Annotated in this window: 20 protein-coding genes, 1 pseudogene and 1 riboswitch; of the genes and pseudogenes, 13 read left to right on the top strand and 8 right to left on the bottom strand. The window is 36.9% G+C overall.

The window, feature by feature from the left end:
* Positions 1-315 precede the first annotated feature (315 nt).
* Positions 316-903 carry a superoxide dismutase family protein gene (locus BN1066_RS01200; RefSeq protein ID WP_077317703.1) on the top strand — a complete coding sequence of 196 codons (588 nt, stop codon included), beginning with the start codon at positions 316-318 and terminating at the stop codon, positions 901-903.
* Positions 904-1,173: 270 nt separating this feature from the next.
* Here the strand turns inward: BN1066_RS01200 and BN1066_RS01195 are convergent, their stop codons facing one another.
* Positions 1,174-2,346, bottom strand: a complete 1,173-nt coding sequence (locus BN1066_RS01195) for a MalY/PatB family protein (protein WP_077317702.1) — start codon at positions 2,344-2,346, stop codon at positions 1,174-1,176.
* A 688-nt stretch (positions 2,347-3,034) separates the two neighbouring features.
* Positions 3,035-4,381 (bottom strand): glucose-6-phosphate isomerase, encoded by a 1,347-nt coding sequence (locus tag BN1066_RS01190; protein WP_077317701.1) that lies wholly within the window; start codon positions 4,379-4,381, stop codon positions 3,035-3,037.
* A 148-nt stretch (positions 4,382-4,529) separates the two neighbouring features.
* On the opposite strand from BN1066_RS01190, the gene BN1066_RS01185 reads away from it, so the two are divergent.
* Positions 4,530-4,769 carry a DUF378 domain-containing protein gene (locus tag BN1066_RS01185; RefSeq protein ID WP_077317700.1) on the top strand — a complete coding sequence of 80 codons (240 nt, stop codon included), beginning with the start codon at positions 4,530-4,532 and terminating at the stop codon, positions 4,767-4,769.
* 40 nt (positions 4,770-4,809) lie between these two features.
* Here the strand turns inward: BN1066_RS01185 and yugI are convergent, their stop codons facing one another.
* A complete protein-coding gene (gene yugI / locus BN1066_RS01180) occupies positions 4,810-5,172 on the bottom strand; it encodes a S1 domain-containing post-transcriptional regulator GSP13 (RefSeq protein ID WP_077317699.1) in 363 nt (120 codons plus the stop codon).
* Between the two features lie 138 nt (positions 5,173-5,310).
* On the opposite strand from yugI, the gene BN1066_RS01175 reads away from it, so the two are divergent.
* On the top strand, positions 5,311-5,730 hold the full coding sequence (locus BN1066_RS01175; RefSeq protein ID WP_077317698.1) for a YugN family protein: 420 nt from the start codon (positions 5,311-5,313) through the stop codon (positions 5,728-5,730).
* Here BN1066_RS01175 and BN1066_RS01170 read toward each other — a convergent pair.
* Together BN1066_RS01170 and BN1066_RS01165 are read right to left on the bottom strand one after the other, a co-directional pair.
* The gene (locus BN1066_RS01170; protein ID WP_077317697.1) at positions 5,701-6,705 is read right to left on the bottom strand and encodes a potassium channel family protein; all 1,005 of its coding nucleotides are present in this window, start codon (positions 6,703-6,705) and stop codon (positions 5,701-5,703) included. The genes BN1066_RS01175 and BN1066_RS01170 overlap by 30 nt on opposite strands.
* 122 nt (positions 6,706-6,827) lie before the next feature.
* Positions 6,828-7,388, bottom strand: coding sequence for a thioredoxin family protein (locus BN1066_RS01165; protein WP_077317696.1), 561 nt, complete (start codon positions 7,386-7,388; stop codon positions 6,828-6,830).
* Positions 7,389-7,634: 246 nt separating this feature from the next.
* Here BN1066_RS01165 and BN1066_RS01160 point away from each other — a divergent pair, with 246 nt between their 5' ends.
* The 3 genes from BN1066_RS01160 (at position 7,635) to BN1066_RS01150 (ending at position 14,922) form a co-directional block, all read left to right on the top strand.
* The gene (locus tag BN1066_RS01160; RefSeq protein ID WP_077317695.1) at positions 7,635-8,690 is read left to right on the top strand and encodes a M20/M25/M40 family metallo-hydrolase; all 1,056 of its coding nucleotides are present in this window, start codon (positions 7,635-7,637) and stop codon (positions 8,688-8,690) included.
* Between the two features lie 551 nt (positions 8,691-9,241).
* Positions 9,242-13,561: a S8 family peptidase gene (locus tag BN1066_RS01155; RefSeq protein WP_143695721.1), complete on the top strand. Its 4,320-nt coding sequence runs from the start codon at positions 9,242-9,244 to the stop codon at positions 13,559-13,561.
* 455 nt (positions 13,562-14,016) lie between these two features.
* Positions 14,017-14,159, top strand: a riboswitch (FMN riboswitch).
* A gap of 169 nt (positions 14,160-14,328) precedes the next feature.
* Positions 14,329-14,922 (top strand): ECF transporter S component, encoded by a 594-nt coding sequence (locus BN1066_RS01150; RefSeq protein WP_077317693.1) that lies wholly within the window; start codon positions 14,329-14,331, stop codon positions 14,920-14,922.
* 152 nt (positions 14,923-15,074) lie between these two features.
* Here BN1066_RS01150 and BN1066_RS20515 read toward each other — a convergent pair whose 3' ends face one another.
* The 3 genes from BN1066_RS20515 to BN1066_RS01135 all read right to left on the bottom strand — a co-directional run bounded on the left by BN1066_RS20515 (position 15,075) and on the right by BN1066_RS01135 (position 17,079).
* Positions 15,075-15,293 carry a TraR/DksA C4-type zinc finger protein gene (locus BN1066_RS20515; protein WP_245799665.1) on the bottom strand — a complete coding sequence of 73 codons (219 nt, stop codon included), beginning with the start codon at positions 15,291-15,293 and terminating at the stop codon, positions 15,075-15,077.
* A 443-nt stretch (positions 15,294-15,736) separates the two neighbouring features.
* Positions 15,737-16,126, bottom strand: coding sequence for a hotdog fold thioesterase (locus BN1066_RS01140; protein WP_077317692.1), 390 nt, complete (start codon positions 16,124-16,126; stop codon positions 15,737-15,739).
* A gap of 14 nt (positions 16,127-16,140) precedes the next feature.
* A complete protein-coding gene (locus BN1066_RS01135; RefSeq protein ID WP_077317690.1) occupies positions 16,141-17,079 on the bottom strand; it encodes a 1,4-dihydroxy-2-naphthoate polyprenyltransferase in 939 nt (312 codons plus the stop codon).
* Between the two features lie 506 nt (positions 17,080-17,585).
* On the opposite strand from BN1066_RS01135, the gene BN1066_RS01130 reads away from it, so the two are divergent.
* From BN1066_RS01130 to BN1066_RS20510, 7 genes and pseudogenes are all read left to right on the top strand, one after another.
* On the top strand, positions 17,586-18,977 hold the full coding sequence (locus BN1066_RS01130; RefSeq protein ID WP_077317689.1) for an isochorismate synthase: 1,392 nt from the start codon (positions 17,586-17,588) through the stop codon (positions 18,975-18,977).
* Positions 18,974-20,713, top strand: a complete 1,740-nt coding sequence (gene menD / locus BN1066_RS01125) for a 2-succinyl-5-enolpyruvyl-6-hydroxy-3-cyclohexene-1-carboxylic-acid synthase (protein ID WP_077317687.1) — start codon at positions 18,974-18,976, stop codon at positions 20,711-20,713. Before BN1066_RS01130 ends, menD begins: the two co-directional genes overlap by 4 nt.
* A 2-nt stretch (positions 20,714-20,715) precedes the next feature.
* Positions 20,716-21,525 (top strand): 2-succinyl-6-hydroxy-2,4-cyclohexadiene-1-carboxylate synthase, encoded by an 810-nt coding sequence (menH, locus tag BN1066_RS01120; protein WP_077317685.1) that lies wholly within the window; start codon positions 20,716-20,718, stop codon positions 21,523-21,525.
* A 48-nt stretch (positions 21,526-21,573) separates the two neighbouring features.
* On the top strand, positions 21,574-22,392 hold the full coding sequence (menB, locus tag BN1066_RS01115; RefSeq protein WP_077317683.1) for a 1,4-dihydroxy-2-naphthoyl-CoA synthase: 819 nt from the start codon (positions 21,574-21,576) through the stop codon (positions 22,390-22,392).
* 1,039 nt (positions 22,393-23,431) lie between these two features.
* Positions 23,432-24,886 (top strand): o-succinylbenzoate--CoA ligase, encoded by a 1,455-nt coding sequence (locus BN1066_RS01110; protein ID WP_077317682.1) that lies wholly within the window; start codon positions 23,432-23,434, stop codon positions 24,884-24,886.
* 305 nt (positions 24,887-25,191) lie between these two features.
* Positions 25,192-25,635, top strand: a complete 444-nt coding sequence (locus BN1066_RS01105) for an OsmC family protein (protein WP_077317680.1) — start codon at positions 25,192-25,194, stop codon at positions 25,633-25,635.
* Positions 25,636-25,898: 263 nt separating this feature from the next.
* Positions 25,899-26,074, top strand: a pseudogene (locus tag BN1066_RS20510) (helix-turn-helix transcriptional regulator).
* Positions 26,075-26,699: the final 625 nt, after the last annotated feature.

Below are 26,699 nucleotides of genomic sequence, written 5' to 3'. Positions count from 1 at the left end.
CGTATTTCTTGCATTTGAAAAATCTGTTATTATTTTACGAAGTTTATAAGAGAAACGGCACCTAAATGCCCGATTCGTTCATCTAACATTTCGTGGGAAAAACGTTCCACGAAATGAAGTTTCACTTTATCCCGTTAGAGTCTCCGTCTTTTCCTTCGCTAACCGATCGCTTATTCTTTTCTATTGGAAGTTTTTTGTGATAAACACTTACTCTAGGACAAAGCGTGAATAGTCATGTTTTCTACATTTTAAAATGAATGAGTAGTTTTCGTTTACTGGGTAATGCTAAAGTAAAAAGAGAAAAGGAGTTAGTTTATGCGTCTGTTAATATTCATATCTATATTGTTATTATTCACCGCCTGTCAATCTAAAGATGAAAAAAGCAGAGAAGTTGAAATGTATAATGCCTCAGGTGATATGGTTGGTACGGCAACTTTTAATGAACAAACAGACGGTGTACAGGTAAAAGTGAAAATAGAAGGATTGACTCCAGGATATCATGGCATTCATATACATGAATATGCTAAGTGCGAAGGTCCTGACTTTAAATCTGCCGGGAACCACTTTAATCCTGCTGGCGCAGAGCATGGTCTGATGCATCCAAAAGGCTCACATATAGGAGATATGCCAAATATTGAAGCAGATGCACAGGGGGTTGTAAATGCAGAATTAATGTTGCCTCAAGCTACTTTATTGGATGGGAAAAATTCATTAACAGCTGGGGAAGGGACGTCCATTATTGTAACACAGAATGAAGACGACGGAATGAGCCAGCCTGGAGGTGACTCAGGAGAACGGATAATTTGTGGGACGTTAGCCAGTTCTGACGAAAAGATTAAAGAGAATGATACTCAAAGACCGTCTGATCCAACACAGAATAATGAACAGATGGAGGATAAGTGAGGCTTCATAGAGAGGGTGGCTTCCCTAGGTGATAGGTGCTAAAGTTGATAATGTTCTATCGTACTGATTCAATTATGACCGAACTGAACAATTGAGCTTTACTTTCCATTATGTTTCATTTCAGGTGGGTTACTTATTAATAATATAGAGGAAATTTAAGGGTAACTTAGTCTTATTTTGTTTAGGCTTATTCCTTTAATGAAAACAAATTGTTTATAATAAAGAGAGCCTCATTTTAACAAGAAGCTCTCTAAAATATGATTAGCTATTCTAATTTATGCTTTTTACAGCAGTTATGATTCGTCGGACACCTTCTTCTAGCGTTGCTTTTGGACAAGCAATATTCATACGCATAAATGTTGTGGCTTCTTCACCATAATCCACACCTGGATTTAGTCCTACTTTAGCCTCTTGAATCATAAATTTCTTTAGCTTTTCAGTATCCATATTTAATGAACTACAATTAATCCAGAGTAAATACGTACCTTCCGAATTCGTTACAGTAATTTCTGGAATATGTTTGTTAAAACTTTCCTGAACATAATCCTTATGACCTTTTAATACTTGGCGTAATTCTTCAAGCCAAGCTTCTCCATGATTATAAGCGGCTTCTATTGCAACATTACCCATTGTATTTAATTCTTGAATACCTTGCTTTAGTAATTGGTTATTCAATTGTTTTCGAAGTTTATTATTGGCTACAACGATATAAGAAGCCTGTAAACCGGCTAAGTTAAACGTTTTGGAAGGTGACATACATGTTATTGTTCGATCTGCCACTTCATCTGAAAGTGAGGCAATTGGAATATGCACTTCATTTGGAAATGTTAGATCTCCATGAATTTCATCTGAAATAATAATGACATCATATTTCTTACATAATCGTGCAATTTCAGTTAACTCTTCTTTTTTCCAAACTCGTCCCACTGGATTATGCGGAGAACAAAGAATAAACGCATTGACCCCTTCAGTGAGTTTTTTCTCAAAATCAGCAAAATCTATTTTATAGTAATTATTTTCATATTGAAGTGGATTTGTGACAATTTGCCGACCATGATTTTTAATTACTTTGTAAAAAGGAGTATATACAGGTGTCTGGATCATAATCTTATCCCCAGGTTTAGTAAAAGCTTGAACAGCCATATGTAAGCTTGTCACAACACCCGGACTAAATAATAGCCAATTCTTCTGTATATCCCATTTATGTCTATGTGAAAGCCAATTAGTAATGGAAGTCCTTACTTCATCATCTATTATGGTGTAACCATATATCCCATGTTTAGCCCGTTCGATTAATGCTTGGTTTACTTGTTCAGGTGCCTTGAAATCCATATCTGCTACCCACATTGGTAACACATCGTCGGTTTGAAAAATAGATTGAAGCATATCCCACTTTACTGATCTGGTATTTTTTCTATTATGTTGGATATCAAATATACTCATATCAAGTCTCCTCTTTTTTGCTTGGAATAAGTTTTGCATGTTTAATGTCGAAAGTAAAAGCGTAACTGGCAGTCTCTGAGTCAAGTTTTCCTTAGTCTTTTACAGTATAACATTTTATATTTTTTTCGTAAGCATTCATTCGTAAAAAATAAACCAATGAAAGTTGAAAAAATTTTTAGCGAATTAAAACTTTGATTACGGCTAGTGGTTTGCAAGCGAAATGCTTTAAGCTTGAGTATGCACCTATTGAACTGATTTTGCTTCTTCTTGGATAAAAAGGGAGGAATTTGAGCAACGTTTTTTTATTCATTATGTTAAGAAAGCTTATGGATGGATAAAAAAAAGCAAAGCGTGAGGCGCTTTGCTTACAGGGGGAATACGAGAAAGTCTTACATTATTTAGTGTACCCTGATTCTAATTTTTTAAACATTTATAATGCTTTTTTAGTAATACTGATTATTTTTATAAAGTGATACTTATTCAAAGTAGCGGCTCTTGTTTTTTATCCCGCATGTAAGGTGCCGTAAGACTCCCACTTCAAGAGCCTTTAGTTGATACAAAAGGGTCTAAGTGGGAGAAAACGGCACCTAAATGCCCGATTCGTTCAAGGGCCTTTTAGATCATACCCTTGTTGTACTATCATTCAGTAGGAGATGGAAGAAAACTCCTACTGAATGATTGTTTCACTTTATAATCTCTCTTCAAGCTGTTTCTTTTCAGCTTCGTATCCCGGTTTTCCTAATAAGGCAAACATATTCTTCTTATATGCTTCTACCCCAGGTTGGTCAAATGGATTCACACCAAGTAAGTAGCCGCTTATGGCACACGCTTTTTCAAAGAAATAAACAAGATAGCCAAATGTATATGCGTCCAGTTTTGGAATTTCAACAACAAGGTTAGGAACTCCTCCATCTGTATGAGCTAAGAGCGTACCTTGGAATGCTTTATCATTGATCTCATGAATCGTTTTTTCGGCTAAATAGTTTAATCCGTCCGCATTGACTGGATCACTTTCCACTGTCAGATGATGCTTTGGTTCTTGAACATGTAGAACCGTTTCAAAAATATTGCGGCGGCCTTCCTGAATGTATTGACCCAGTGAATGCAAATCCGTTGAAAAATTAGCAGAGGAAGGATACAGACCTTTATTATCTTTGCCTTCACTTTCACCAAATAACTGCTTCCACCATTCTGCAAAATATTGAAGACTTGGCTCATAATTGATTAAAAGCTCTGTTGTTTTCCCTTTATTGTACAAAATGTTACGAACAGCAGCATATTGGTAACTAGGGTTATTTTTAAGAGAGGCTTCAGCTAAATCTTTCATAGCTGTATGAGCACCGTTCATCATTTCATCAATAGAAATCCCGCTTACGGCAATTGGAAGAAGTCCTACTGCTGTTAATACGGAATAACGTCCGCCAACACCATCAGGGATTACAAATGTTTCATAGCCTGCTTCATCAGCAGAAGCTTTTAAAGCTCCTCTTTTATGATCTGTTGTTGCAAAAATACGTTCTTTTGCACCTTCTACACCATATTTTTCTTCCAGCAATTGTTTAAAAATACGAAAAGCGATTGCTGGTTCAGTCGTAGTTCCGCTTTTGGAAATAACATTAATTGAGAAGTCTTTTCCTTTTAAGACATCCATTAAATCATGCATATAAGTAGAGCTCATATGGTGACCAACAAAAATAATATGTGGGGCGTTTCGTTCTTCTTTTGTCAAGTAGCTTTGGAATGAATGGTTAAGCATTTCAAGGGCAGCTCGTGCGCCTAGGTAGGAACCGCCTATACCGATAACTAATAAAATATCTGAGTTGTTGCGGATTTTTTCAGCACATTGTTTAATTCGTTCAAACTCTTCTTTATCATAGGTTTCTGGCAAATCAAGCCAATCGAGAAAGTCATTTCCTGCCCCCGTTCTATTATGTATTGCATCGTGAGCAGCTTGTACGGCACCTTCCAAATTATTCAATTCTTGCTCGCTTAAAAATGGGAGAGCTTTTTTATACGTAAATGTTACATGTGTCATTGTTTATATCCTCCTCAAAACAAATCGAATAATGTTTGTTACATTATTCACTTTACCCAAGAGGAGCATGGAAATCAAGAAAGAAACTGCATAATTATTGTTAATTTGCAAAAGCTATCCTAGATACTAAAGAAAAGGAGGGTTAATTATGAACGGAATTCAACGTACAGCTTTAGCAATCACTATTATTGGTGCTATTAACTGGGGATTAATCGGTTTATTTCAATTTGACTTGGTGGCTGCTATATTTGGTGGAGATCAAAATGCAGCCTTTGCCCGAATCATTTATACATTGGTAGGAATAAGCGGGCTGGTCATGATACCGGTATTGTTTAAAACAGATGAAGCATTTGCCGACCAGCGCGATCCAAGAAGTGCAGATCGCTAAAAAAATAAGGCAAACTCATCATAACGAGTTTGCCTTATTTTTACTTTTTATAATCGGATTGTTTCATCCATTCTTCTAGCTTGTCTTTTAATGTATTAAATCCAGCTGTTTGTGACTCTTCTTGTTTTTGCTTAGGTTGCTTTGGTTTTACTTGTGGGGCTTCTTCTGTAGCACGAATGGATAATGAAACTTTATTATTTTCTTCATCCACTTGTAGAACTTTTACCTTCACCTCATCGCCAACGGATAGATAATCATTAATATCTTTAACATATCCGTGAGTTACTTCAGAAATATGTACAAGTCCTTGTATTTCATCATCCAATGCTACAAAAGCACCATATGGTTGAATTCCGGTTACTTTCCCCTCTAAAACTTGTCCAATTTCATATTTAATTGTCATGCTGAACAACTCCTATTTCTTTAATTCGTTTCATTTTACACAATAAAACATTTTAGCATATTAATCAGCATGTAGCAAAACATAAGAAAGATAATTTATTTAAAATCAGAATCACCAAGAATGAAAGGAGATGGCAAAATGATTCCTTTAGAGTCAAAATTAGCAGATCGAACCTATCTATTATATGAATTAGAAAAGAAGTTAAAACCTCAAGGGTTTGTGATTGGTTCAAATTGGGAATATGACCACGGATATTTTGATATTAAATTAGATGACCGAGGCACATACTTTTTTTTACGAATTCCATTTGAGACAGTAGCAGGATCCTTGGACTCTCCGGGAGTAACTGTGCGTTTGCAGCAACCTTTTTTACTGGGACATCAATATCAACGTGCAAATGATAAAGATAGCGGAAACGGGGCTATTCAAGGATTGGTAAATCAATTTCAGAGTCCAACTGATCCAGATACAGCCATCCCTGATCAATATGTAATGATGGGAAAGGAATGTTTAAATAAAGTTGAAGCATTACTTCTTCCAAGGAATGAAACTAATTAGTAAATCTCCGTTTTGCATTTGAGATTTTACAGATGGATTCATATGGTATTGGTTATTACGAATAAATCCAATTAAGATTTGTTGCTTGTTTCTTAGTAAAGATGCTACCTCATCGAAATTCATTTTTTCCATATCAGCATTTAAAACCGAATGATGAAATTGCTGTGTCGATAATAAATGGAAGATATCTTCAAACGGCCGTGCATTTGGTTGGCGAATAAGTTCATGATAGAATAAGGTGCTGGTGAAATCGTTGGATCGTAAAATAGTCGTTGCTCCAGCCCGTTTTGCATTGGCAATTTGAGCAGAAGACATGATTTCTACAATAATTGGAATAGAAGGATTATTGCCACGGATAGCTACTACTGTAAGAATGGACATGTTATCTGAAGTGCGTTCGCTTCGTGTAATATCTGCTGTAATTAATACTCGATCTGCAAGCTTAACATTAGCCCTTTGCAAGATTCGATCTTCTGTTGGGTCACCTTTGATAAAGTGTACCGGATAATCAGAAAAGGGTACATGCTGCAGTGTTGTATCAATTAGAACCATTTGAATTTGTGGACTTGATTTAGAAATTATCTTAATCAATTGCCTGCTACGCTCATTCCAGCCGATAATGACAAGATGGTTATATCCTTTAAATGCTATTTTTCCAGCTTCCATTTCTTGTTCTTGATGGAAAGTTAAAGCTGCTAGGGATGTAATGTAATAAGCAATCAGGCCTCCTCCTGTTAAAACTAAACAAATTGCAACGATTTTTCCGGCAGGCGTCGAAGGTACTAAATCGCCGTAACCGACCGTTGCTCCAGTAATAAAAGCCCACCAAATACCATCAAAAATGCTGGGAAACTGATCTGGTTCCACAAGGTGAATAAGAAAGCCAAAAAGAAACATAAATAAAAGTATAACCATCAATACTTTAAGTAAGATCGGCAACTTAAAATAAATTTGTTTGATTAAGCGAAAGCTCATCGTACTCACCTATCCCATTTATGTGCTGTTTATCTCTTTTATTCATTAACATTTCACTGTACCTAGTATAGACAGGGTAATCCAATTATAACCGTCTTAACGGGGTAGAGGAGCAATGAAAATTATTGGATTGTATGTTGTAATGACTGCTTTAAGCTTTGATAAACTTCATCCCAAAATGATTGATTATTTATAAATGTTTGAGTCATAAAATAAATCATTTCTTTGAATTTTTCTTGGTAATCTTTTGCTTCTTTATCAGGTAGTTTTGCATTAGCCTTATCGACAAATGCTTGTATTTTATCTGCACGTGGTCCCCATTTGGCAACCTCATTTCCGTTTTTATGAATAAAAATAAAGATGGGGATCGATCTGGATTTACCATTGGTTAAGTATTGGTCCATTAATTTCAGGTTTTGATCTCGAAGCAACATGCGAACATCCATTTCTGCAGCTTCAGCTAATTTTAATAATATAGGAATGTTCAACATGGCATCGCCACACCAATCCTCGGTAAGCATAATAACCCGCAACTCTTTTTGTCTCACTTTTTCAAAAAATGCCTGATCATTTGGCAAGATGAAGTTATCGTAAATAGTAAGTAAATTTTCTTTGTGATTTTGCATAGATTCAATATACATATCGGGTTGCATGCCTTTTTCAAACCAGTCGTTAAGCTTCATATGTATACACTCCTTTTTACTGATTGTAATACTGTTTATTTAAAGTAGATTTATTTTGTATCTAATGTCCTTATTTCCAAAGGGATCCAGTCTAAGTGGAAAATTCCTACGTAAATGCTTGATCCGTTCAAAGCGAAAAGAGAACATATGTTACAGTGTATCGATACTTAAAAAAAAGGTAAACAAATGTGCTTGTAAATTATTTTTTTGCTAAGATAAACATAGATACATATAGGAGGGTTTTGTATGGAACTAGCAAATCAGGATTTTTTATTAGAATTATTAACAACTCCATCTCCATCCAGTGGTGAAGTTGAAATTCAAAAAAAGTGGATGAACTATGTTAAAAATTTTGCCGATGAAATTAGAACGGATCATGCCGGAAACGTAATCGGTGTGTTAAACCCTGGGGCATCATTTAAAGTGTTACTGGCAGGACACTGTGATGAAATTGCTCTTGTTATCAATCGGATCGACGACAATGGCTTTTTGCATTTTGATAAAATGGGAGGCATTAACCCAAAGGCTGCTGTCGGTATGAAAGTAACAGTATTAGGAAAGAAAAGAATAACAGGTGTGATTGGTGTTAATGCACAGCATCATGGGGGATTGAAAAATGATTTTGGATTAGAAGATTTATTTATTGATTGCGGGTTTAAAACAAAAAAAGAAGCTGAGGAGCAAGTGCAAATCGGTGATCTAGTCGTTTACAAAACAGAACCAGAAATTTTATCAGATCGTTATATTGCTGGTCGTGGACTCGATAATCGTACTGGTGCTTTCATTGTAGCAGAAGTTTTAAGGCGGTTAAAAGAAACAGGATGTCTGGTAGGAGTATATGCAGCTAGTACAGTAAATGAAGAAACGAATATGGGGGGAGCATATTTTGCTGCGGCAGGAATTAAACCAGACATGGCAATAGCTTGTGATGTAACATTTGCAACGGATTATCCTGGAGTTAATACAAATAAATATGGTGATATTCATCTGGAACAAGGCCCTGTATTAGCTAAAGGTGCACCGATTAATCGCAAAATAAATCAGCTGTTAGAAAAAACAGCAGTCCAATTAAATATGAACGTACAATATGAACTTACACCACGCAATACCGGAACAGATGCAGATAAAATGAGGTTAACAGGTAAAGGTGTTCCGATAGCGCTTGTTTCTCTTCCTTTAAGATATATGCACTCACCGGTAGAAACAGTGAGCATCAAAGATATGGAAGAAGAAATTGAATTATTAGTTTCGATGATTGCATCGTTAATGGGAGAGGAAAGCTTAAACCCTTTGGATGATTAAAGTATACTTTAATTAATAAAACAGTATAGGTATATATATTTGCGTGTGGGGAGAATAAGTACTTCTATCTTGATTAATAATTGAATTGTAAGGGTAAAAAGGCTTATTTTTCCTAATTAATGAAAAAATTTAAAGGCATAGCGTTCAATTAATGGTATAAATTCTTCATTTTTAACCACATATTTTTAATATAATATATAAATAAAAGTCGTTTGAAATAGCCAATTTTCTGAATTTAAAAGGAAAATCGGCTATTTTTTATTTGAATAAGGGAACCTTTTTATTAACAAAGGCACATGAAATATATTGTAAAAAATGAGACTATTTAATCAATTTAGAAAAATGAGATATTATTCGACTCGCTTCGACACTAATTAGTTGTTTTGATCCTTTATACTTACCCTAACAACAGAGTTAGACATAACGAGATACCAAAAAAGAGGAGCTAATTTCAAAATTGAAGGGAGGTATATAGAGGGAGGATTATAATAGCTCTTCGGTTGTGTTGTAGTAGGCTTTAAAAAATGAGGGGAGGAATAGTTTTGAAAGCTATGCGAAAGCGACAGTCGAAAGTAGTTTGTCTTGCCGCAACGTTCCTAATGACTTTTTCTTTAATAGCACCTGGAATCTCTAGTGCCGAAACCTCTAATAAGTTGCACCAGTCTGTAAGCGATTCCAAACAAGTTACTAAAGAGAAAATAAGTAGCGAATTAACAAAACAGTTTAAAGACGATGACAAAGTCACCTTTCTTGTGAAATTTAAGGAAAAGGCAGATGTGATGAAGGTGGCAAAAGAGGCGAAGAAAAAAGCTGAGAAGGCAAACTTATCTGCACAAAAGATAGAATATTCACAGCGTTCAGCAGTAATCTCTGAATTAAAAACCATGGCCTTAGAATCTCAAATAAATGTAAAAGATTTTGTAACTAGTCAAAAGAAGAAGGGAAATGTAGATGATTTCCGATCGTTCCATATTGTAAACGGGATGTCTGTAACAGCTACAAAAGAAATTGCCAAAAAGATCGCTGGCTTCCCGGAAGTGGAGAAGATTTTACCAAATGAAGAACGGAAGCTATTTGATGTTACCGTTGATAAAAAAGCAAAAAAAATTAAATCTAAAGCAACGAATGTGGAATGGAATATAGAACGAGTTGGAGCTCCTGCGGTTTGGAATATGGGCATTGATGGAACTGGGATTGTTGTTGCTAGTATTGACTCAGGTGTAGAGTGGAACCACCCTGCATTAAAGGAAAAATATCGCGGCTACAATGCAAATACAGGGGATGTAGATCATTCTTATAGCTTTTTTGACGCTACAGCTGGTGCGGAAGAAGCTTATGATGATCATTCTCACGGTACCCATGTTACAGGGACAATGGTCGGTAGTGAGCCAGACGGTTCAAATCAAATTGGAGTAGCCCCTGGAGCAAAATGGATTGCAGCTAAAGGATTGAATGCAGCTGGTTCCGGTTATGATAATTGGCTGTTGGCAGCAGCTGAATGGATGCTTGCACCAAATGGTGACTCAGCCATGGCACCAGATATTGTTAACAACTCTTGGGGAGGTGGAAAAGGCCTTGATGAGTGGTATCGTGATGTTGTAACCGCTTGGAGAGCTGCTGGTATTTTCCCGGCATTTGCAGCAGGAAATACGACGCTTTTTAATCCGGGTGGACCTGGATCGGTAGCAGTACCGGCAAATTATCCTGAATCATTTGCTATTGGTGCAACAGATGTAAATGATTTATTAGCAAGCTTCTCCCTACAAGGACCATCCCCTTATGATGAGATCAAGCCAGATGTATCAGCACCTGGCGTAAATATTCGTTCAAGTGTACCGGGGAATGGTTATGAGGGTGGATGGAATGGAACATCGATGGCAAGTCCTGCGTTATCAGGAGTAGCTGCACTATTAAAACAGGCAAATGCAAACTTAACCGTTGATGAAATGGAAGAACTTATTATGTCTACGGCTATTCCACGTACTGATGATGAATTTGCAGAATCTCCAAATAATGGATATGGCCATGGGTTAGTTAATGCTTATGATTTAGTATCGTCCCTTGTTTCTGGTTTAGGTAAAATAGAAGGACAAGTGACAAAAGAAGGAGAGGATACCGAAGCACCTGTATTTGAACATGAGACAATTACCGAATCTTATGTTGGAATGGATCTTCCCTTAACGATTAAAGTTACAGATAATATTAGTGTAAATACAGTTAAATTAAAGTATCTGAATAAAGATGGAGAAGAGCAAGCAATGGAAGCTGAACGGATTTCCGGAAATTATAAAGAAGGTATCTACCAAGCTACAGTCCCTGGTGAGCAACTCACCGGGGACTCCCTAATGTATAGCTGGCTTATTAATGATTTTGGTAATAATGAGGTTACTAGCGATACGTATGAAGTTAGATTGCTACCAGGTATTACTATTGGATATGAAGATGATTTTGAGTCTCCATCAGTAGGTTGGACAGTCTTTGGCGAACATAATAGTTGGGAGCGTGGAGTACCTACTTCTGGTCCTGAAGGTGCAGCTTCTGGTGAAAATGTTTATGCGACCAATCTAGCAGGTACGTATGCGAACAGTGCAAATACAACCCTTGTTATGCCGCCAATTGATCTTCCAGAAGAAGGAGAAGCGTATTTACAATTTAATCAATGGCATAATTTAGAAAGAAACTACGATTACGGTCATGTATTTGTTTCTACAGACCAAGAGGAGTGGACACCACTATTGCGGGTAAATAACGTAACAGATGGATGGGAAAACGCAGAAGTAGATTTATCTGACTATAGTGGACAACGTATTTATATTGGTTTTAATTTAGACACCGATGGCAGTGTTACAAGAGATGGTTGGTATATAGATAATGTCGCTTTATCCGATACATCTAATTCCGGTAGTGTTTCGTTAACAAAGAAAGGCTTAGATAGTAGTTTAGATGCAGAAAAGAAAGATAAGAAAGTTACAAAACAAAAAGCTAAAAAAACTGCTGCAAAAGAAAAAGTGGATCCAACCAAAATTAAACCACAAAAGGCAAAGAAAAAGCCAGTATCCGATAAAGACTTGATCAAGCCAACATTATTACCAATGAAAGCACAAGTAAGTGTGTTAGAAAGCGGGCGTTCCGTAACTACAGACCCCGCAACCGGTAATTATTCACTATTACATGCAGCTGGAGATTTTACTGTAAAAGCAGAAGCATATGGATTTGAATCTGCTGAACAGGCTGTAACGATTACTGCTGATGAAACAATAGAAGCTAATTTTACGCTGCAAGAGATGGACAAATATACTGTAAATGGAACCGTAAAAGATAAACAAACAGGTGAGACAATAGCTAATGCTACACTGCTTTTAGTAGAAGATGCTAATATTAATCCAGTAACTACTGACGAGGAAGGTAATTATTCATTAACTGCATATCGCGGGTCCTACACCTTAAAAATATTAGCTAGTGGCTACCATACCACAGAGGTGGAAGTATCATTAAAAGATGGTGGTGTGACAAAAGATATAGAGTTAAAGCCATTTTATACAGTTCCAGGCGGGGAGATCGCCTATGATGATGGCACAGCAGAAAATGCCCGTGCTTTCTATGATGCAGGAAACGGCTGGGGAGTAAAGATGACGTTGCCAGAAGGAAAAGAAACGGGAGTGGTTGACGCTGCTGTCTTTAAATTCTGGAACAAAGAATTTCCTTCCCCAGGTGGTACAGCATTTCAAGTAGAGATTTGGGATGCCACAGGTCCTGATGGTACCCCTGGAAACAAGTTAGCTGGCCCGGTTGATGCTGAGGCTATTCGCGATCAAAATGAATGGACGGTTGTGGACTTAAAAGAGCACAGCATTGTAGTCGAGGAAGAGTTCTACGTTGTATATGTTCAAACCGCACCAAATACTGGAGCACCGGGATTAGCGGCAGATGAAAGCAGCCCGAACGCTAATCGCAGTTACCAGTTAGTAGGAGGAGCTTGGTCGAAATCACCTGCTTCAGAAGGAAACTATATGATTCGAGCTCACGTAAATTATGAGGTTGAGAAACCGGTTATTACCTCACCTGCTGATCGAACGATTACAAACAAAAAAGAGGTAACTATAGAAGGAACTGCTTCACCAACAACGAAAGTACAGCTAGTGAACAATGGTGAAGAGGTTGGAACAGCTGATATTAGCGATGATGGTTCATTTGCCATTCCTATTGAATTATCAGAGGGTGAAAATGAGTTAACGGCCGTGTCGTTACTAGACGAAACTTCGACGGGGGAATCAGAACCTATCAATATAACATTGGATATAAGGAAACCAGAGTTAACCATTGATACACCGAGGGAAAATGAAAAATTGAATCGTGAAACATTAACCGTAGAAGGAACAGTATCAGACGATAACCTTGACGTAGTAAAAGTAAACGGTAAAAAAGCAAAAGTGGAGAATGGAAAATATTCCAAACGAATTTTATTAGACAATGGTAAAAATAATATTAAGGTTGTTGCTCATGATTTAGCTGGTAATAAAACAACAAAAAAAATAACTGTAGATGTTGATTTTACTGATCCAGAAATCATCAACTTAACTCCTAGTAAGAATATTACACTGAAAGCAGGAGAGTCAGTGAAAATCGAGTTTGATAGTGAACCGGGTCTTAAAGCAAATTATGTCATTCATATGCCGTTAACAAATTCAGCGATGAATACAACAGAGCTTCCAATGATGGAAACAGAAGAAGGACATTATGTCGGATACTGGACAGCGATTAGTAGCATTATTGCTGAGGGAGCAGTTATTGAAGTTAAAGTAGAAGATGAATATGGCAATAAAGCGAGAAAACAAGCAAAAGGTAAACTATTTATTAACGTAGCAGAATGACAATTGAAAACGAGGTTGTCTCAAAAAGGATAAAACTATTGGCGACAGCCTCGTTGTTACTATCCTATAGGATAGTATAAAATTTTAGGGTTTATCCCGCATGTAAGGTGCCCGTAAGACTCCCACTTCAAGAGCTTGAGTTGGTACAAAAGGGTATAAGTGGGAGAAAACGGCACCTAAATGCCCGATTGGTTCAAGGGCCTTTAGGTCATACCCTTGTGGTACTAACATTCCGTGTAAAAAGCGTCCACGGGAATGAAGTTTCACTTTATCCGTTCTAATGTACGAAGAAATTCAAAGTGTATTTTCGACGTACTTTTTGAAAAACCTCTATAAGCAAGTCTTAAAAAATAAACCTAATCTATAGAAGTAAATAATTTTAAAAGTGATATAAGCTTTTTAACTTGCTAAATTAAAAAACCTCATGTAAAATATCAGTAACAATAGTATATCGATTCCATCTTCGGGGCAGGGTGAAATTCCCGACCGACGGTAAGAAGCGTATCTTGCTTTAAGTCCGTGACCCGCAATTGATTTTGCGGCTGATCTGGTGCAAGTCCAGAACCGACAGTTACAGTCTGGATGGGAGAAGATGTCGAGCCGAAATACAGGTACATGAAAGTGCCTTCCTTTTTCCTATGTTTAATTAAGGTAACCCTAAAGCCCCGATTAGGTGCTTTAGGGTTTTTTGATAAGAGGGAAGTAGAAAGGCTCTAATCCTTCATCACGAGATTGGAATCGATACAATGATGAAGGGAGAAATAGAAATGCATACGTTAAATAGGCAATCAACGAAGCTTATGAAAATAATTTTGTTAGCTTTATTAGGGACAATTTCGTTATTATTATTTTTTTTAAATTTTCCACTACCGCTATTACCGGCATATTTAAAAATAGATTTTAGCGATGTGCCAGCATTAATGGCCTCATTAATTTTTTCACCTTTAGCTGGTGTGCTTGTAGTGGCAATTAAAAATATTTTGTATTTAACTGTTTCAGGGGCTGCTGATCCTATCGGGGTGTTAGCTAATTTTGTAGCTGGGATTCTGTTCGTGATCCCGGTTTCAGTTTTATACCATAAATTTAAAGGTGTTAAAAGCATCGTTTCTGGATTAGTAACCGGGACAATTATTATGGCTGTAGGAATGAGTGTATTAAACTATTTTGTCTTTTTACCGGCATATGCATGGTTTATGGGGTGGGAGGATATGTCAAGTACAGCCATTAAATGGGTAACGGTTTATGGTGGAATCCTTCCGTTTAATATAATCAAGGGTATTATTGTTGGTTTGTTATTTGTCCCACTATTTATTAAATTACATGGTTGGATAGAAAAACAACAAGTAAAGCTTGTCTCATAGTCTCTAACGTTTTATGTTCATAGAAAGCAGGAGCTCATCAATAAAGTGAGCTCCTGCTTCCTTTTATCGTATAAGAAAGACGATGCTTTCACCATAAAGACTTGGCGACAAGCAAGTTTTTCTAATTACTCATTAAGGTGATTCAAGGAATATTATTCTTCTCCTACTAAATTCCGAGCTGTCGGTTGGGCTTCTAGTCGTACCAAAGGGATTGGTTTCCCTGATTTTTCACTTAACCCAAAAGTCCCATTTTCCATTTTTGTTAAAGCGTCGTCAATCTCTTGGAGCTGTTCTTTCAGCTGTTGGCGAAAAACCAGCTTTTTTTGCTGTTCAAACTGTTCAGGTCCATATCGGCTGGATGATTGCTGCAATTAGCGAACTTTTGTAGATTTTCATTTGGTTCCGAATTTGTGTTAGCTTCTAGTGCATCCTCTGTTTCCTTTTTCATTTGGAGTAACCGATCTTTAAACGCTAATAGTTTATCTTGACTAAGATATGTTTTCATTTACTAACTCTTCTTGTAAACTACAGCATTATTCCTTTTTAAAGAAGAAGTCCGATAACCATCTCACATTGAATTTCTATCGCCAATTAGAATGATGGAATTATAGCATTGGAGTTAATTTCATGCAGTATTATCCCTGAGTAAGGATTCGAGTTTCTTCCCTCAAAGACGAAATGGTGAGAGACGGCTCCCTAATCCCGATTGATTCAGATAGACTGGACAAGGAAAGCTTCGCCAGTAATACAACGCACGCAGAAGAAATTCTTTTTCAAAGACAAGCAAAGCATCGTCAGCGACACATCGCAGTTTTTAACTCGTACGCTTAGGGACAATTCCAATGGTACATCGTGAAACACAAATTAGTTGCTCTTGTTCATCGGTAATCTTAATCTCCCAAACCATTGTCGTACGACCTGTATGCAATGGGATAGCAATAGCTGTAACCGTACCGTCTTTTAAACTATGAACATGATTGGCATTAATTTCAATACCAAAAACATTGTGAGTGCTCATGTCAACGTGCAAAGCAGCTCCCATACTTGCTGCTGTTTCAGCTAATGCTACGGAGGCTCCTCCATGCAAATAGCCGAATGGTTGCCGCGTTCTCTCATCAACAGGCATGGTCATAACAACTTTATCCTTGGTCATTAATACTGCTTCTATACCAAGTGATTCCATTAATGTATTGGAATAGGACATTTTTTTGTCAACTCCTAATTAATTACCATACTTATAAATAACGAAATGCCAAGCAAAATTCCATAAATAGAGTTTGTTTTTCCAGTCGCCGCCATAGCTGGCATCATTTCAATTGGCTGCGTTTTGCCCTTGAATTTATGAATAACATCGACAGCTTTTACAGCCCCAATAAACGTAATTAGAGACCATACCGGAAAAATATTTGTCATGATGAGTAGTGCTGTTGCGATGAAAGCAGTTATAAACATGAGAGCTAAAAAGCCGATTGCCCTTTTTCTACCTAATAAAATTGCTAGTGTTTTACGACCATTCTTTTTGTCATTCTCCAGATCCCGAATATTATTGGAAAGCAGAATGGCACCAATAAATAATGCAATTGGAATGGAAGCTAAAATAACTTCTGTAGTAACTGTTTTAGCTTGAATAAAATAGCTAATGCCAATAATGACAGTACCCATTAAAAAGCCTGAGAATAGTTCTCCCAATGGAGTGTAAGCAATCGGGACAGGTCCACCTGTATATAAATAACCGAAAATCATGCATACTAGACCAATTACGGCAATCCACCAACTTGATTCTGCACTTATATAGACACCAAGTAAAATAGCAATACCAAAAAAGCTTAACGCTAAATTTAGAACTGTCTTAGGCTTTATTCCATCCCGCACGATCGTTCCGCCAATCCCAACAGAATGCTCATTATCCAGTCCTTTAACATAATCATAGTATTCGTTAAACATATTCGTAGCAGCTTGAATGAGCATGGAGGCAACTAGCATCGTGATGAATAGAAGTATATCAATATGGTCTTCTCGAAATGCAAGCATAGATCCAACAAAAACAGGCACAAATGAAGCTGTCAATGTATGAGGACGTAATAATCGCCACCAAATTTGCAGTCCATCTTTTTCATTCAATTTTGCTCTAATATTTACTTTATTTGATGAGTGCATAATATGTTCCCCCCTGTTAATTTCTCCCGGATTAATACGAAATAATATTCTACCTCTAGTAAAGGCATAAAAAAAGATTCATTATACTGTCTGTAAATGGTCTTAAATTAAATATAGATTTTAGGAAGTGAAATCTTTAATCTCAAACGTATAAGCAAGAACTGGCTAAGTTACTACTTGTCAAAGGTTTGAAGGTTATCTGAGTGTACTTTAAACGGCCCACCCCATCCTAGTCCTCCACATGAAGTATATTCACTATTATAGATTTCAAGGACCACAAAACCTTGTTAAGAACATATTGTGGTTTTTCATGAACGGTGCAACCTTAACCTTTAACTACTCTTTTTCTTAAATAAAATTTTACTTAATAATTAATATCATCTCAATGATATGGAATTTGCTAGGGGGTGTCAACGTTCAAAGATTGATTTTCTTGAGAATCAGCTGAAAAGGGAATAAAATAATAAGGGAGTTTGTCACTGTTAGTTTAACGGAGGTTAATATACATGATTGAAGTACAGGATAGACAAGTAGAGGAGATTTTACAGGATGCGATTCGTCATATTCCGAAGCAGAAAAATTCTCAGATTGTTAGTATCACAAAAAAAATAGAAGCTAAACATCCGGTTCTTTTTTTTGAAGCGGCAGCTCACTTGCAAAAAGACCGGATTTTTTGGACGAGTACAAAGGATGATTTTGCAATAGTTGGGGTTGGTAACGCTTTTGAAATTATTGCAAATGAAGATCGTTTTTATTATACAGAGTCTACGTGGAAACAATTACTAAAGAATACTATTATTTCCAATCCATTTCATGCTCCTGGTACAGGTTTAGTATGTCTTGGGGGAATGGACTTTGATCCGGAAAAGCAGCAGACAAGCTTATGGTCAGATTTTCCGGCAATCCATTTTACTGTTCCTGAATATATGTTAACAAAAAACGAAGATGATTATTACTTTACGATAAATATACCAGTTCATCGGGGCGATCATGCAGAACAGCTGATAAAAGAGCTTTATCGCACGGAAAAAGCGCTGTTTAACCATGAACAATTACCTAGTCAACAATTGCAAGTACTTAATAAACGCGTCATTGCCCCGAACCAATGGAAGAAAACAGTACAAAAAGCAAAGGAAGAAATTAAAGTCAAACCACTTAAGAAGATTGTACTTGCTAGAGAAATGCGTTTGAAGTTAAATCAAGATGCAAATATAGCTAATTTATTAAAAGATTTATTAGAAGCACAGCCTAATAGTTATATTTTTGCCTTTGAGCAAAATGAAAGCTGCTTTGTGGGAGCTACACCAGAACGACTTGTTAAAGTAGAAAAAAACCATCTTTTATCAACTTGTTTAGCTGGAACGGCGCCAAGAGGCACTTCTAAAGCCGAAGATGATAAAATAGCTGACAAGCTGTTACATGATGAAAAGAATAGAGAAGAGCATGAATTTGTTGTGCAAATGATTAAGCAAGGGTTAAAAAAATATTGTACAAATATACATGTTCCAGAAGTACCGGTTGTTTATCCGTTAAGAAATTTACAACATTTGTATACTCCGGTAACCGGTACATTATTAGATGGGCACAGTATTTTTACTGTCGTTAAAGAATTACATCCAACCCCAGCGCTTGGTGGAACCCCTCGTGATCTATCATTAAAATTTATCCGTGATTATGAAATATTAGACAGGGGTTGGTATGGGGCTCCAATTGGCTGGCTAGACAACAATGCGAATGGTGAGTTTGCCGTTGCTATTCGTTCGGCTTTAATTCAACAGGATGAAGCCTCTCTATTTGCAGGCTGTGGTGTGGTAAGAGACTCAGATCCGGAAGCAGAATATGAAGAAACACGTATCAAGTTTTTACCAATGCTTTCAGTATTAGGAGGACAAGCATGAAACATACAGAAGCGTTGACACGTTATACGACTAGCTTTGTCGATGAATTAGCAGCAAATGGATTAACCGATACAGTCATCTCTCCAGGATCAAGATCGACACCATTAGCCATGACTTTTGCAGAACATAGTAAGATTAAAGAATGGATTATTATTGATGAACGATCAGCAGCATTTTTTGCACTTGGTCTTGCTAAAAAAACCAAACGACCAGTTGCGTTAGTTTGTACATCCGGGACAGCTGCTGCCAACTATTTTCCAGCTATTGTAGAAGCTCATTATAGCAGAGTGCCTTTAATCGTTTTAACAGCTGATCGCCCTCATGAATTACGAGATGTTGGTGCACCACAAGCAATTGACCAGATTAAATTATATGGAAATTATGTGAAATGGTTTCATGAAATGGCACTTCCAGAAGGGGACTTGTCCATACTTCAGTACGCAAGAAATAAAGCTGCCAACGCTTTTTGGCTAGCGAAGGAAGGAAATCCTGGTGCAGTTCACTTGAATTTCCCCTTCCGCGAGCCATTAATGGTAGATTTTCAGTTACCTGATTTATGGTCTCGTGATAACACAAGTTCTTCGCTCTCAGCTTATGAAGGAAAAAAACAATTGTCGGGCGAGCAGATGGATCAAATTATAAAAAAATTAACAAACAAGCAAAAGGGATTAATTGTTTGCGGTCCACAGCCTGACTTGACCTTACCAAAAGCTGTGGTAAAGCTTGCACATAAATGGGGAATTCCTATTTTAGCTGATCCTTTATCGCAAGTCCGTTCGGGAGAGCATATTTCAGATCTAATTATCGAAGGATACGATGCATTCTTACGGAATGAAACGATTCGAAATCAATTAAAACCGGACTTTATTATCCGAATTGGGGCTATGCCTGTATCAAAAGCATATTTATTTTATGTGAAACAGTATCCAGATACGTTACAAATTGTGATTGAAAGTAATCAAGGCTTTCGTGAACCTACAGGAAACAAAACGGAGTTCCTATTTGCAGATGCAACAGCTTGCTGTAAAGCACTTTCGACCATTTCTATCGTTAATGAACTGGATGAAGAATGGTTGAAGCGATGGCAGCAATATAATACCATAGCGAGAAAGTATTTATATAAGAAAACGAGTAATGAAATCATGGAAGGAGAAGTAATTCGTGCCTTATTAGCTGCTGTTCCTAGCAGGAGTACTATTTTTATTGGAAATAGTATGGCAGTTCGTGACTTAGATACGTTCTTTTTAAGTACAAAAAAGCAAATTGAAGTTCTGGCTAACCGTGGAGCAAATGGGATCGATGGGGTAGTCTCGAGCGGTATAGGAGCTGCTGCTGAAGGAGGCAGAGTAACCCTTGTTTTAGGAGATTTATCCTTTTTCCATGATATGAATGGTTTACATGCAGCCATGCATTACCAACTATCATTAACAATTTTATTGATTAATAATAATGGTGGCGGAATTTTTTCCTTTTTATCGCAAGCAAATGATTCTAAGCATTTTGAGGCCTTATTTGGTACGCCTTTAAATATTGATTTTCAGCATGTGGTCAGTATGTACGGAGGATATTATTCTCTAGCAAACACGGAAGATGAGGTCAAACAAGAATTGTTAAATAGTTATAACCGTAAAGGATTGACATTTATTGAAGTGAAAACAGATCGAAAAACAAATGTGATTTGGCATCAGAAAAAATGGCAAATGATTGAACAGGAAATTTTAAGGGAGAGTCGTTAATTATGTTTTTTACAATGAACGACTCTCAATATTGGTATGAAATTCATGGGGAAGGAAAACCGTTAGTTTTGTTGCATGGATTTACGGGAAGCAGCAGAACATGGGAAGCATTTTTACCCGAATGGAGAAAGCGTGGCAGCATCATTACAATCGATTTGCCCGGACATGGACAAACAAGAGCTAAAAATAAGACAATGGAGGCTTGCTGCCAAGACTTGGTCCTCTTGTTTAATCATTTAAACTTGGATAAAGTTCGGTTATTAGGCTATTCCATGGGAGGAAGAACTGCGATTGCCTTTGCAATGAATTATCCGGAAATGGTAGAAGCATTACTATTAGAAAGCACTTCACCTGGGTTAGCAGATTTAGATGAACGTATGCAGCGCAAGCGATCTGATGATACACTTGCTACAAAACTGGAAGATAATGGACTTTCCTGGTTTGTGTTATATTGGGAAAATATTCGGTTATTTGCTACACAACAGGAACTGCCAACTGTGATTCAAGATCGAGTACGTAACGAACGTCTGAATCAAACAGAGGAAGGCTTAGCAAATTCATTACGGTATATGGGAACGGGAGTACAACCATCTTTTTGGCAATCGTTGGAGCAGTTTCCTCGTCCGGTATTATTAATGGCTGGTGCATTGGATCAGAAGTATTGTCAACTCATGTCCGAAATGCAACAGTTGCTTCCAAATTCCCGTATGGTCATTGTTCCTGAAGCAGGACATGCAATTCACGTGGAGAAACCGGATATTTTTGATAGAATAGTAACTGGATATTTAAAAGAAGAATATCCTACACCATAACATTTTCATGTTTCGTGTTTTACATATTGTTTAAAGGAGGAAGAAAACATGTCGGTACAATGGGAAAAAGTAAGAGATTATCAAGAAATTATTTATGAGAAATATGAAGGAATTGCAAAAGTGACGATGAATCGCCCACATAAACGAAATGCATTTACCCCATTAACGGTAAATGAAATGATTGATGCATTTGCAGATGCCCGAGATGATTCGGAAATTGGGGTTATCGTTTTAGCCGGTGCCGGTGATAAAGCATTTTGTTCGGGGGGTGACCAAACGGTTCGTGGTCACGGCGGCTATGTAGGTGATGATCAGATTCCAAGATTAAATGTCTTAGACCTACAACGCTTAATTCGTACGATACCAAAGCCGGTTATTGCAATGGTATCTGGTTATGCAATTGGAGGAGGACATGTTCTTCACGTTGTTTGTGATTTAACTATCGCAGCAGACAATGCTATTTTTGGTCAAACAGGTCCAAAGGTCGGAAGCTTTGACGCTGGGTATGGAGCAGGGCTACTTGCAAGAATGGTAGGTCATAAGCGAGCTCGTGAGATTTGGTATTTATGCCGTCAATATAATGCTCAAGAAGCTTATGAGATGGGGTTAGTAAATACAGTAGTTCCTTTAGAAAAACTGGAGGAAGAAACGATACAATGGTGTAAAGAGATTTTAGAAAAATCACCAACAGCTTTGCGTTTCTTAAAAGCGTCTTTCAATGCAGATACAGATGGCTTAGCAGGCTTACAACAAATGGGTGGAGATGCAACGCTTCTTTACTATACAACGGATGAGGCAAAAGAAGGAAGAGATGCTTTTAAAGAAAAAAGAAGTCCAAACTTTAAAAAATTCCCACGTTTCCCTTAAAATCGTTGTTTTAGAAAGACTTGGCTTGTCGCCAAGTCTTTATGGCGAAAGCTATTGTTTTTCTAATACGATAAAGTGAAACTTCATTCCGTGGAATGCTTTTTACACGGAATGTTAGTTGAACCAATCGGGCATTTAGGTGCCGTTTTTTTCCACTTTGATCCCTTGCACGAACTCAGGTCTTGAAGTGGGAAACTTACGGCACCTTACATGCGGGATAAAGTGAAACTTCATTCCGTGGAATGCTTTTTACACGGAATGTTGTACCACAAGGGTATGACCTAAAGGCCCTTGAACCAATCGGGCATTTAGGTGCCGTTTTTCTTTTATGTTCACAATGCATAATAGATTTTAGAATTGAGGAAAGTACGGCACCTTACATGCGGGATAAACCCTAAAATTTTATGCTTTCCTATAGTGCGAAAAAGGGTAAAGGACAAAAGTAGACTGAGCACAGCGTCTATGAAAAATGTGATGTATTTCTCTCAAAGCTAGCTTTCTTTGTCCTTGAAAAACCGCGATGTATTGCTTTCGAAGCATACTCTGTCCTTGAAAAAGAAAATCACTTTTTCTGCGTGCGGTGCTACGTAGCTTTCCTTGTCCTGTTGCATACGAGTTCCAGAAAGTCCTATACTTCAAAGTTTGAGCGATGCTGTTCCCGCCGAGCGAGCAATTATGCCAACAAGGAGACGCCGGAAACAAACTAACAAACAAAGTCGAGGCATAATTGAACCGAATATTTGAATAATCCAAGGGACACCCCATTCTAAAAAAACCTTTGCTTGATCTAAAAAGCAAAGGTTTTTTACACATGAAAATGGAAGGTCAACGTTTGATTTTACACCGTAAAAGCTTTATGTTTTACATACCAATAAAGGCTGAAGTCATTTTGTTGCATATGCTCTAAAAGTCTTACGGTCTACTTCCAAGCAAAATTCTTATCAATTCTGGCGTATAAAAGAATTGAAAGTGTTATTTTAACCGACTTTTTAAACAACGTCTAAAACGAAAAATAAATAGATATACAAGGAGTGTCTATATGAATACAGTTATTCCTCATTGGTTAACGAAGCAAGCGGAAACAGCACCTCACCAAATCGCTGTAGAGCTTGCAAATCATGTAAAACTTACATTTCAAGAATTAAAAGAAGAAAGTCAGCGTTATGCAAGAAAACTTACGGCGTGGGGTGTTAAAAGAGGATCCCATGTTGCCATATTATCAATAAATAAGCTGGAAATGGTGGTTGCTATTCATGCCCTAAGCTATTTAGATGTAACTATTGTTTTATTAAACAGTCGCTTAACAAAAGATGAATTAACTTATCAATTGAAAGATGCAGAAGTATCCTTTTTACTGTATGCCCAGGAATTCTCTCAGCTTGCTACTCAGCTTTTTGTAGAGAAGAATGCAGCGTTTAAAGAGGTGGAAGATTATCAACAAGCAGATATAGAGCTTGTAACAGAGCTGGAACTAGATAAACCGTTTACGATGATGTATACATCCGGAACAACAGGATTTCCTAAAGGAGTCATTCATACATATGGGAATCATTGGTGGAGCGCTATCGGTAGTGCACTTAACTTAGGACTACGGCCTGAGGATAAATGGTTGGCAGCATTACCTTTATTTCATGTCAGTGGCTTATCTATATTAATTCGCAGTGTTATTTATGGCATGCCTGTTTATCTATTGGAGAAGTTTAATAAAATAGCAGTTCATCAGGCGATTATGAAAGAAGGAGTAACGATGGTTTCTGTTGTTACGGTTATGCTTCAGCAGTTATTGGATGAGTTGGGGGAAGAAAATTATCCTACATCGTTGCGCTGTATGCTATTAGGTGGAGGGCCAGCGCCAAAGCCACTGTTAGAGCGAGCTAAAACAAAAGGGGTACCGGTTTTTCAGTCGTTTGGGATGACAGAAACAGCTTCTCAAATCGTTACATTAAGCGCAGAGGATGCACTAGAAAAAATTGGTTCAGCCGGAAAAGCTCTATTTCCTGCCCAAGTGAAAATTAATGAGCCTGATAAAGATAAAGTTGGAGAAATATACGTAAAAGGTCCAATGGTTACGAAGGGTTATTATAATAATTCCGAAGCCACAAAAAAAGCGATACAAAATGGCTGGTTAGCTACAGGCGATTTGGGATACTTAGATGAAGATGGCTATCTCTATGTAGTTGATCGTCGTAATGATCTAATTATTTCTGGGGGAGAAAACATTTACCCCTCAGAAGTAGAAAGTGCTCTTTTACGTTATCCTGGTATTATCGAGGCGGGTGTTACTGGAAAAGAAGATAAAAAATGGGGAGAAGTACCTGTCGCTTTTATCATTACAGATTCCCATTATGATGGAAGTGAGTTAATGAATTTTTTAAGTAACCATTTGGCTTCCTATAAACTTCCAAAACAAGTATTTGAAGTGCAAGAACTGCCTCGAAATGCTGCAAATAAACTTGTCCGATATGAATTAAAAAAGAAATTATGTAAAAAATAGTGTTTCCCATCGGGTACCGACCCCCGAAAGTTGGAGTGATAAATCTAACTTTCAGGGGTCGCCACCTCGGGGAGCTCTATTTTTTTACATAAAGAAAATAAAAATGTCAGCCAGCAGTCGAATCGACATTATATAACTTTTCGGTTTTACGCATCCTTACAACTAAATTGCCTGGATTAGCCAAATTTACTCTTTCTTAGATAATTTGTTCAATACTTCACAAAATATCTATGGTATTTTAGATAGAATTTGAGCTATAATAAGATTGTCCTAGTAAATTTAGATTAGAAAAGGTGGTAAAAATTATGCCTAAAACTGTCTTTAAAGCCACTGCTCATTTGCAAGATGGTGTTCAAGTTAAGGTAAAATCAAGAAATTTTGAAATCACAGTAGATGAACCAAACAATCTCGGAGGAACAGACACAGGAATGAACCCTGTAGAAATGGTTCTCGGAGCTTTAGGAGCATGCCAAGCTATTGTAGCACGAGTGTTTGCTAGAAAATTTAAAATTGAATTCAGCGACTTTTGGGTGGAACTGGAAGGTGATTTAGATCCAGACGGCTTTATGCATAAGGCTGATGTAAGAAAGGGTTATTCAGAAATTCGCTATAATATTCATATCAAAACAGATGCACCGAAGGAAAAGGTGGAAGAGTTTGTAGCCTTTATTGAAGATACATGTCCAGTAGGAGATACATTGGCTAATCCGGTAAATATGAAGGTTAACAAAATAATCATTGAAGAATAAAATAGAAAATAGGAAGCAAGGCCAGATGGATCACATTTGACCTTGCTTTTTAATATAAAATTTTATGTTTTAAAGGGATAGAATTATGAGAAAAACGCTACGTTTAAAACTTTATTATTCTATATTTTAAATTAAAAGAATCCACCGAATTTATGCAATGTAGCAAAAAGAGAGTTATTAAAAATTTCATGACTATAAAAACTCTTTAAAATGTGAAATATAAATAACATTAAGTAATTTATATTTGTCTTTGGTGATGGAATATGGTAAACAAGGTACGTGTAGAGAAAGTCTTAACCCAGGCTCAGCTTAAGGTAAATGCCACAAGGCAGACAATTGGACTTATAGAGAAAGGAAAATATCCCAAGCTTAAACTTATGTATTGCAATAGCTAGAGCTTGGAAAAACGCTAGATGAATTATTTTGGGAGAGATCTTAAATGAACCGGTCATTTTTAATAACTTTTCCAAAAGATGAATATATGCGGAGGAAGATGGTGTATTTTTAGCCGACTCACAGATAGAGCAGTAGCACTCATGCTTTTAACTGCAGGTGGAAAAGATAACAAAACTGGGAGTTAGCTAGTGCTTTTTTTAGCATTTCTTATTTTTGGCATGATTATCGTATACACCATTCCCACTACATGATATCAAGAATTGAATTTACAGAAATAGTATGTGAGAAAAACTATCGAAAAACCTGGAAGGAACTAAAAATAATAGCATGAAGCTTGGTTTCATTTACTTATTTATGTTAATGATGTTTAAAGGTATTCCAACCAGTTGGACAGATTTGTTTGAAATAGTCAGGGTGGCAGCTGGATTAGCTGTTTTTATTATTTTACCTGATTTCTTTTCATTAAGGAGATCGTATTAAAAAATAAAAATTTATGAAAGTGACCATTTTTCATAGAGAATAATATCCATCTTTTTGTTTTAGTACTTTCTATAATTATTTTTAGTAATCTTACTGTTAAGAATTGAATCGTTAAAGTGGTTTTTTAAAAGAGGCTAAGGTCGAATGAACTTTCTATAAAACTTTTTATATATTTTAACGTATAGTAA

The sequence above is a fragment of the Virgibacillus proomii genome (assembly GCF_900162615.1).
GTDB lineage: Bacteria > Bacillota > Bacilli > Bacillales > Amphibacillaceae > Virgibacillus > Virgibacillus proomii.
This window is presented reverse-complemented; position numbering and strand designations above follow the sequence as displayed.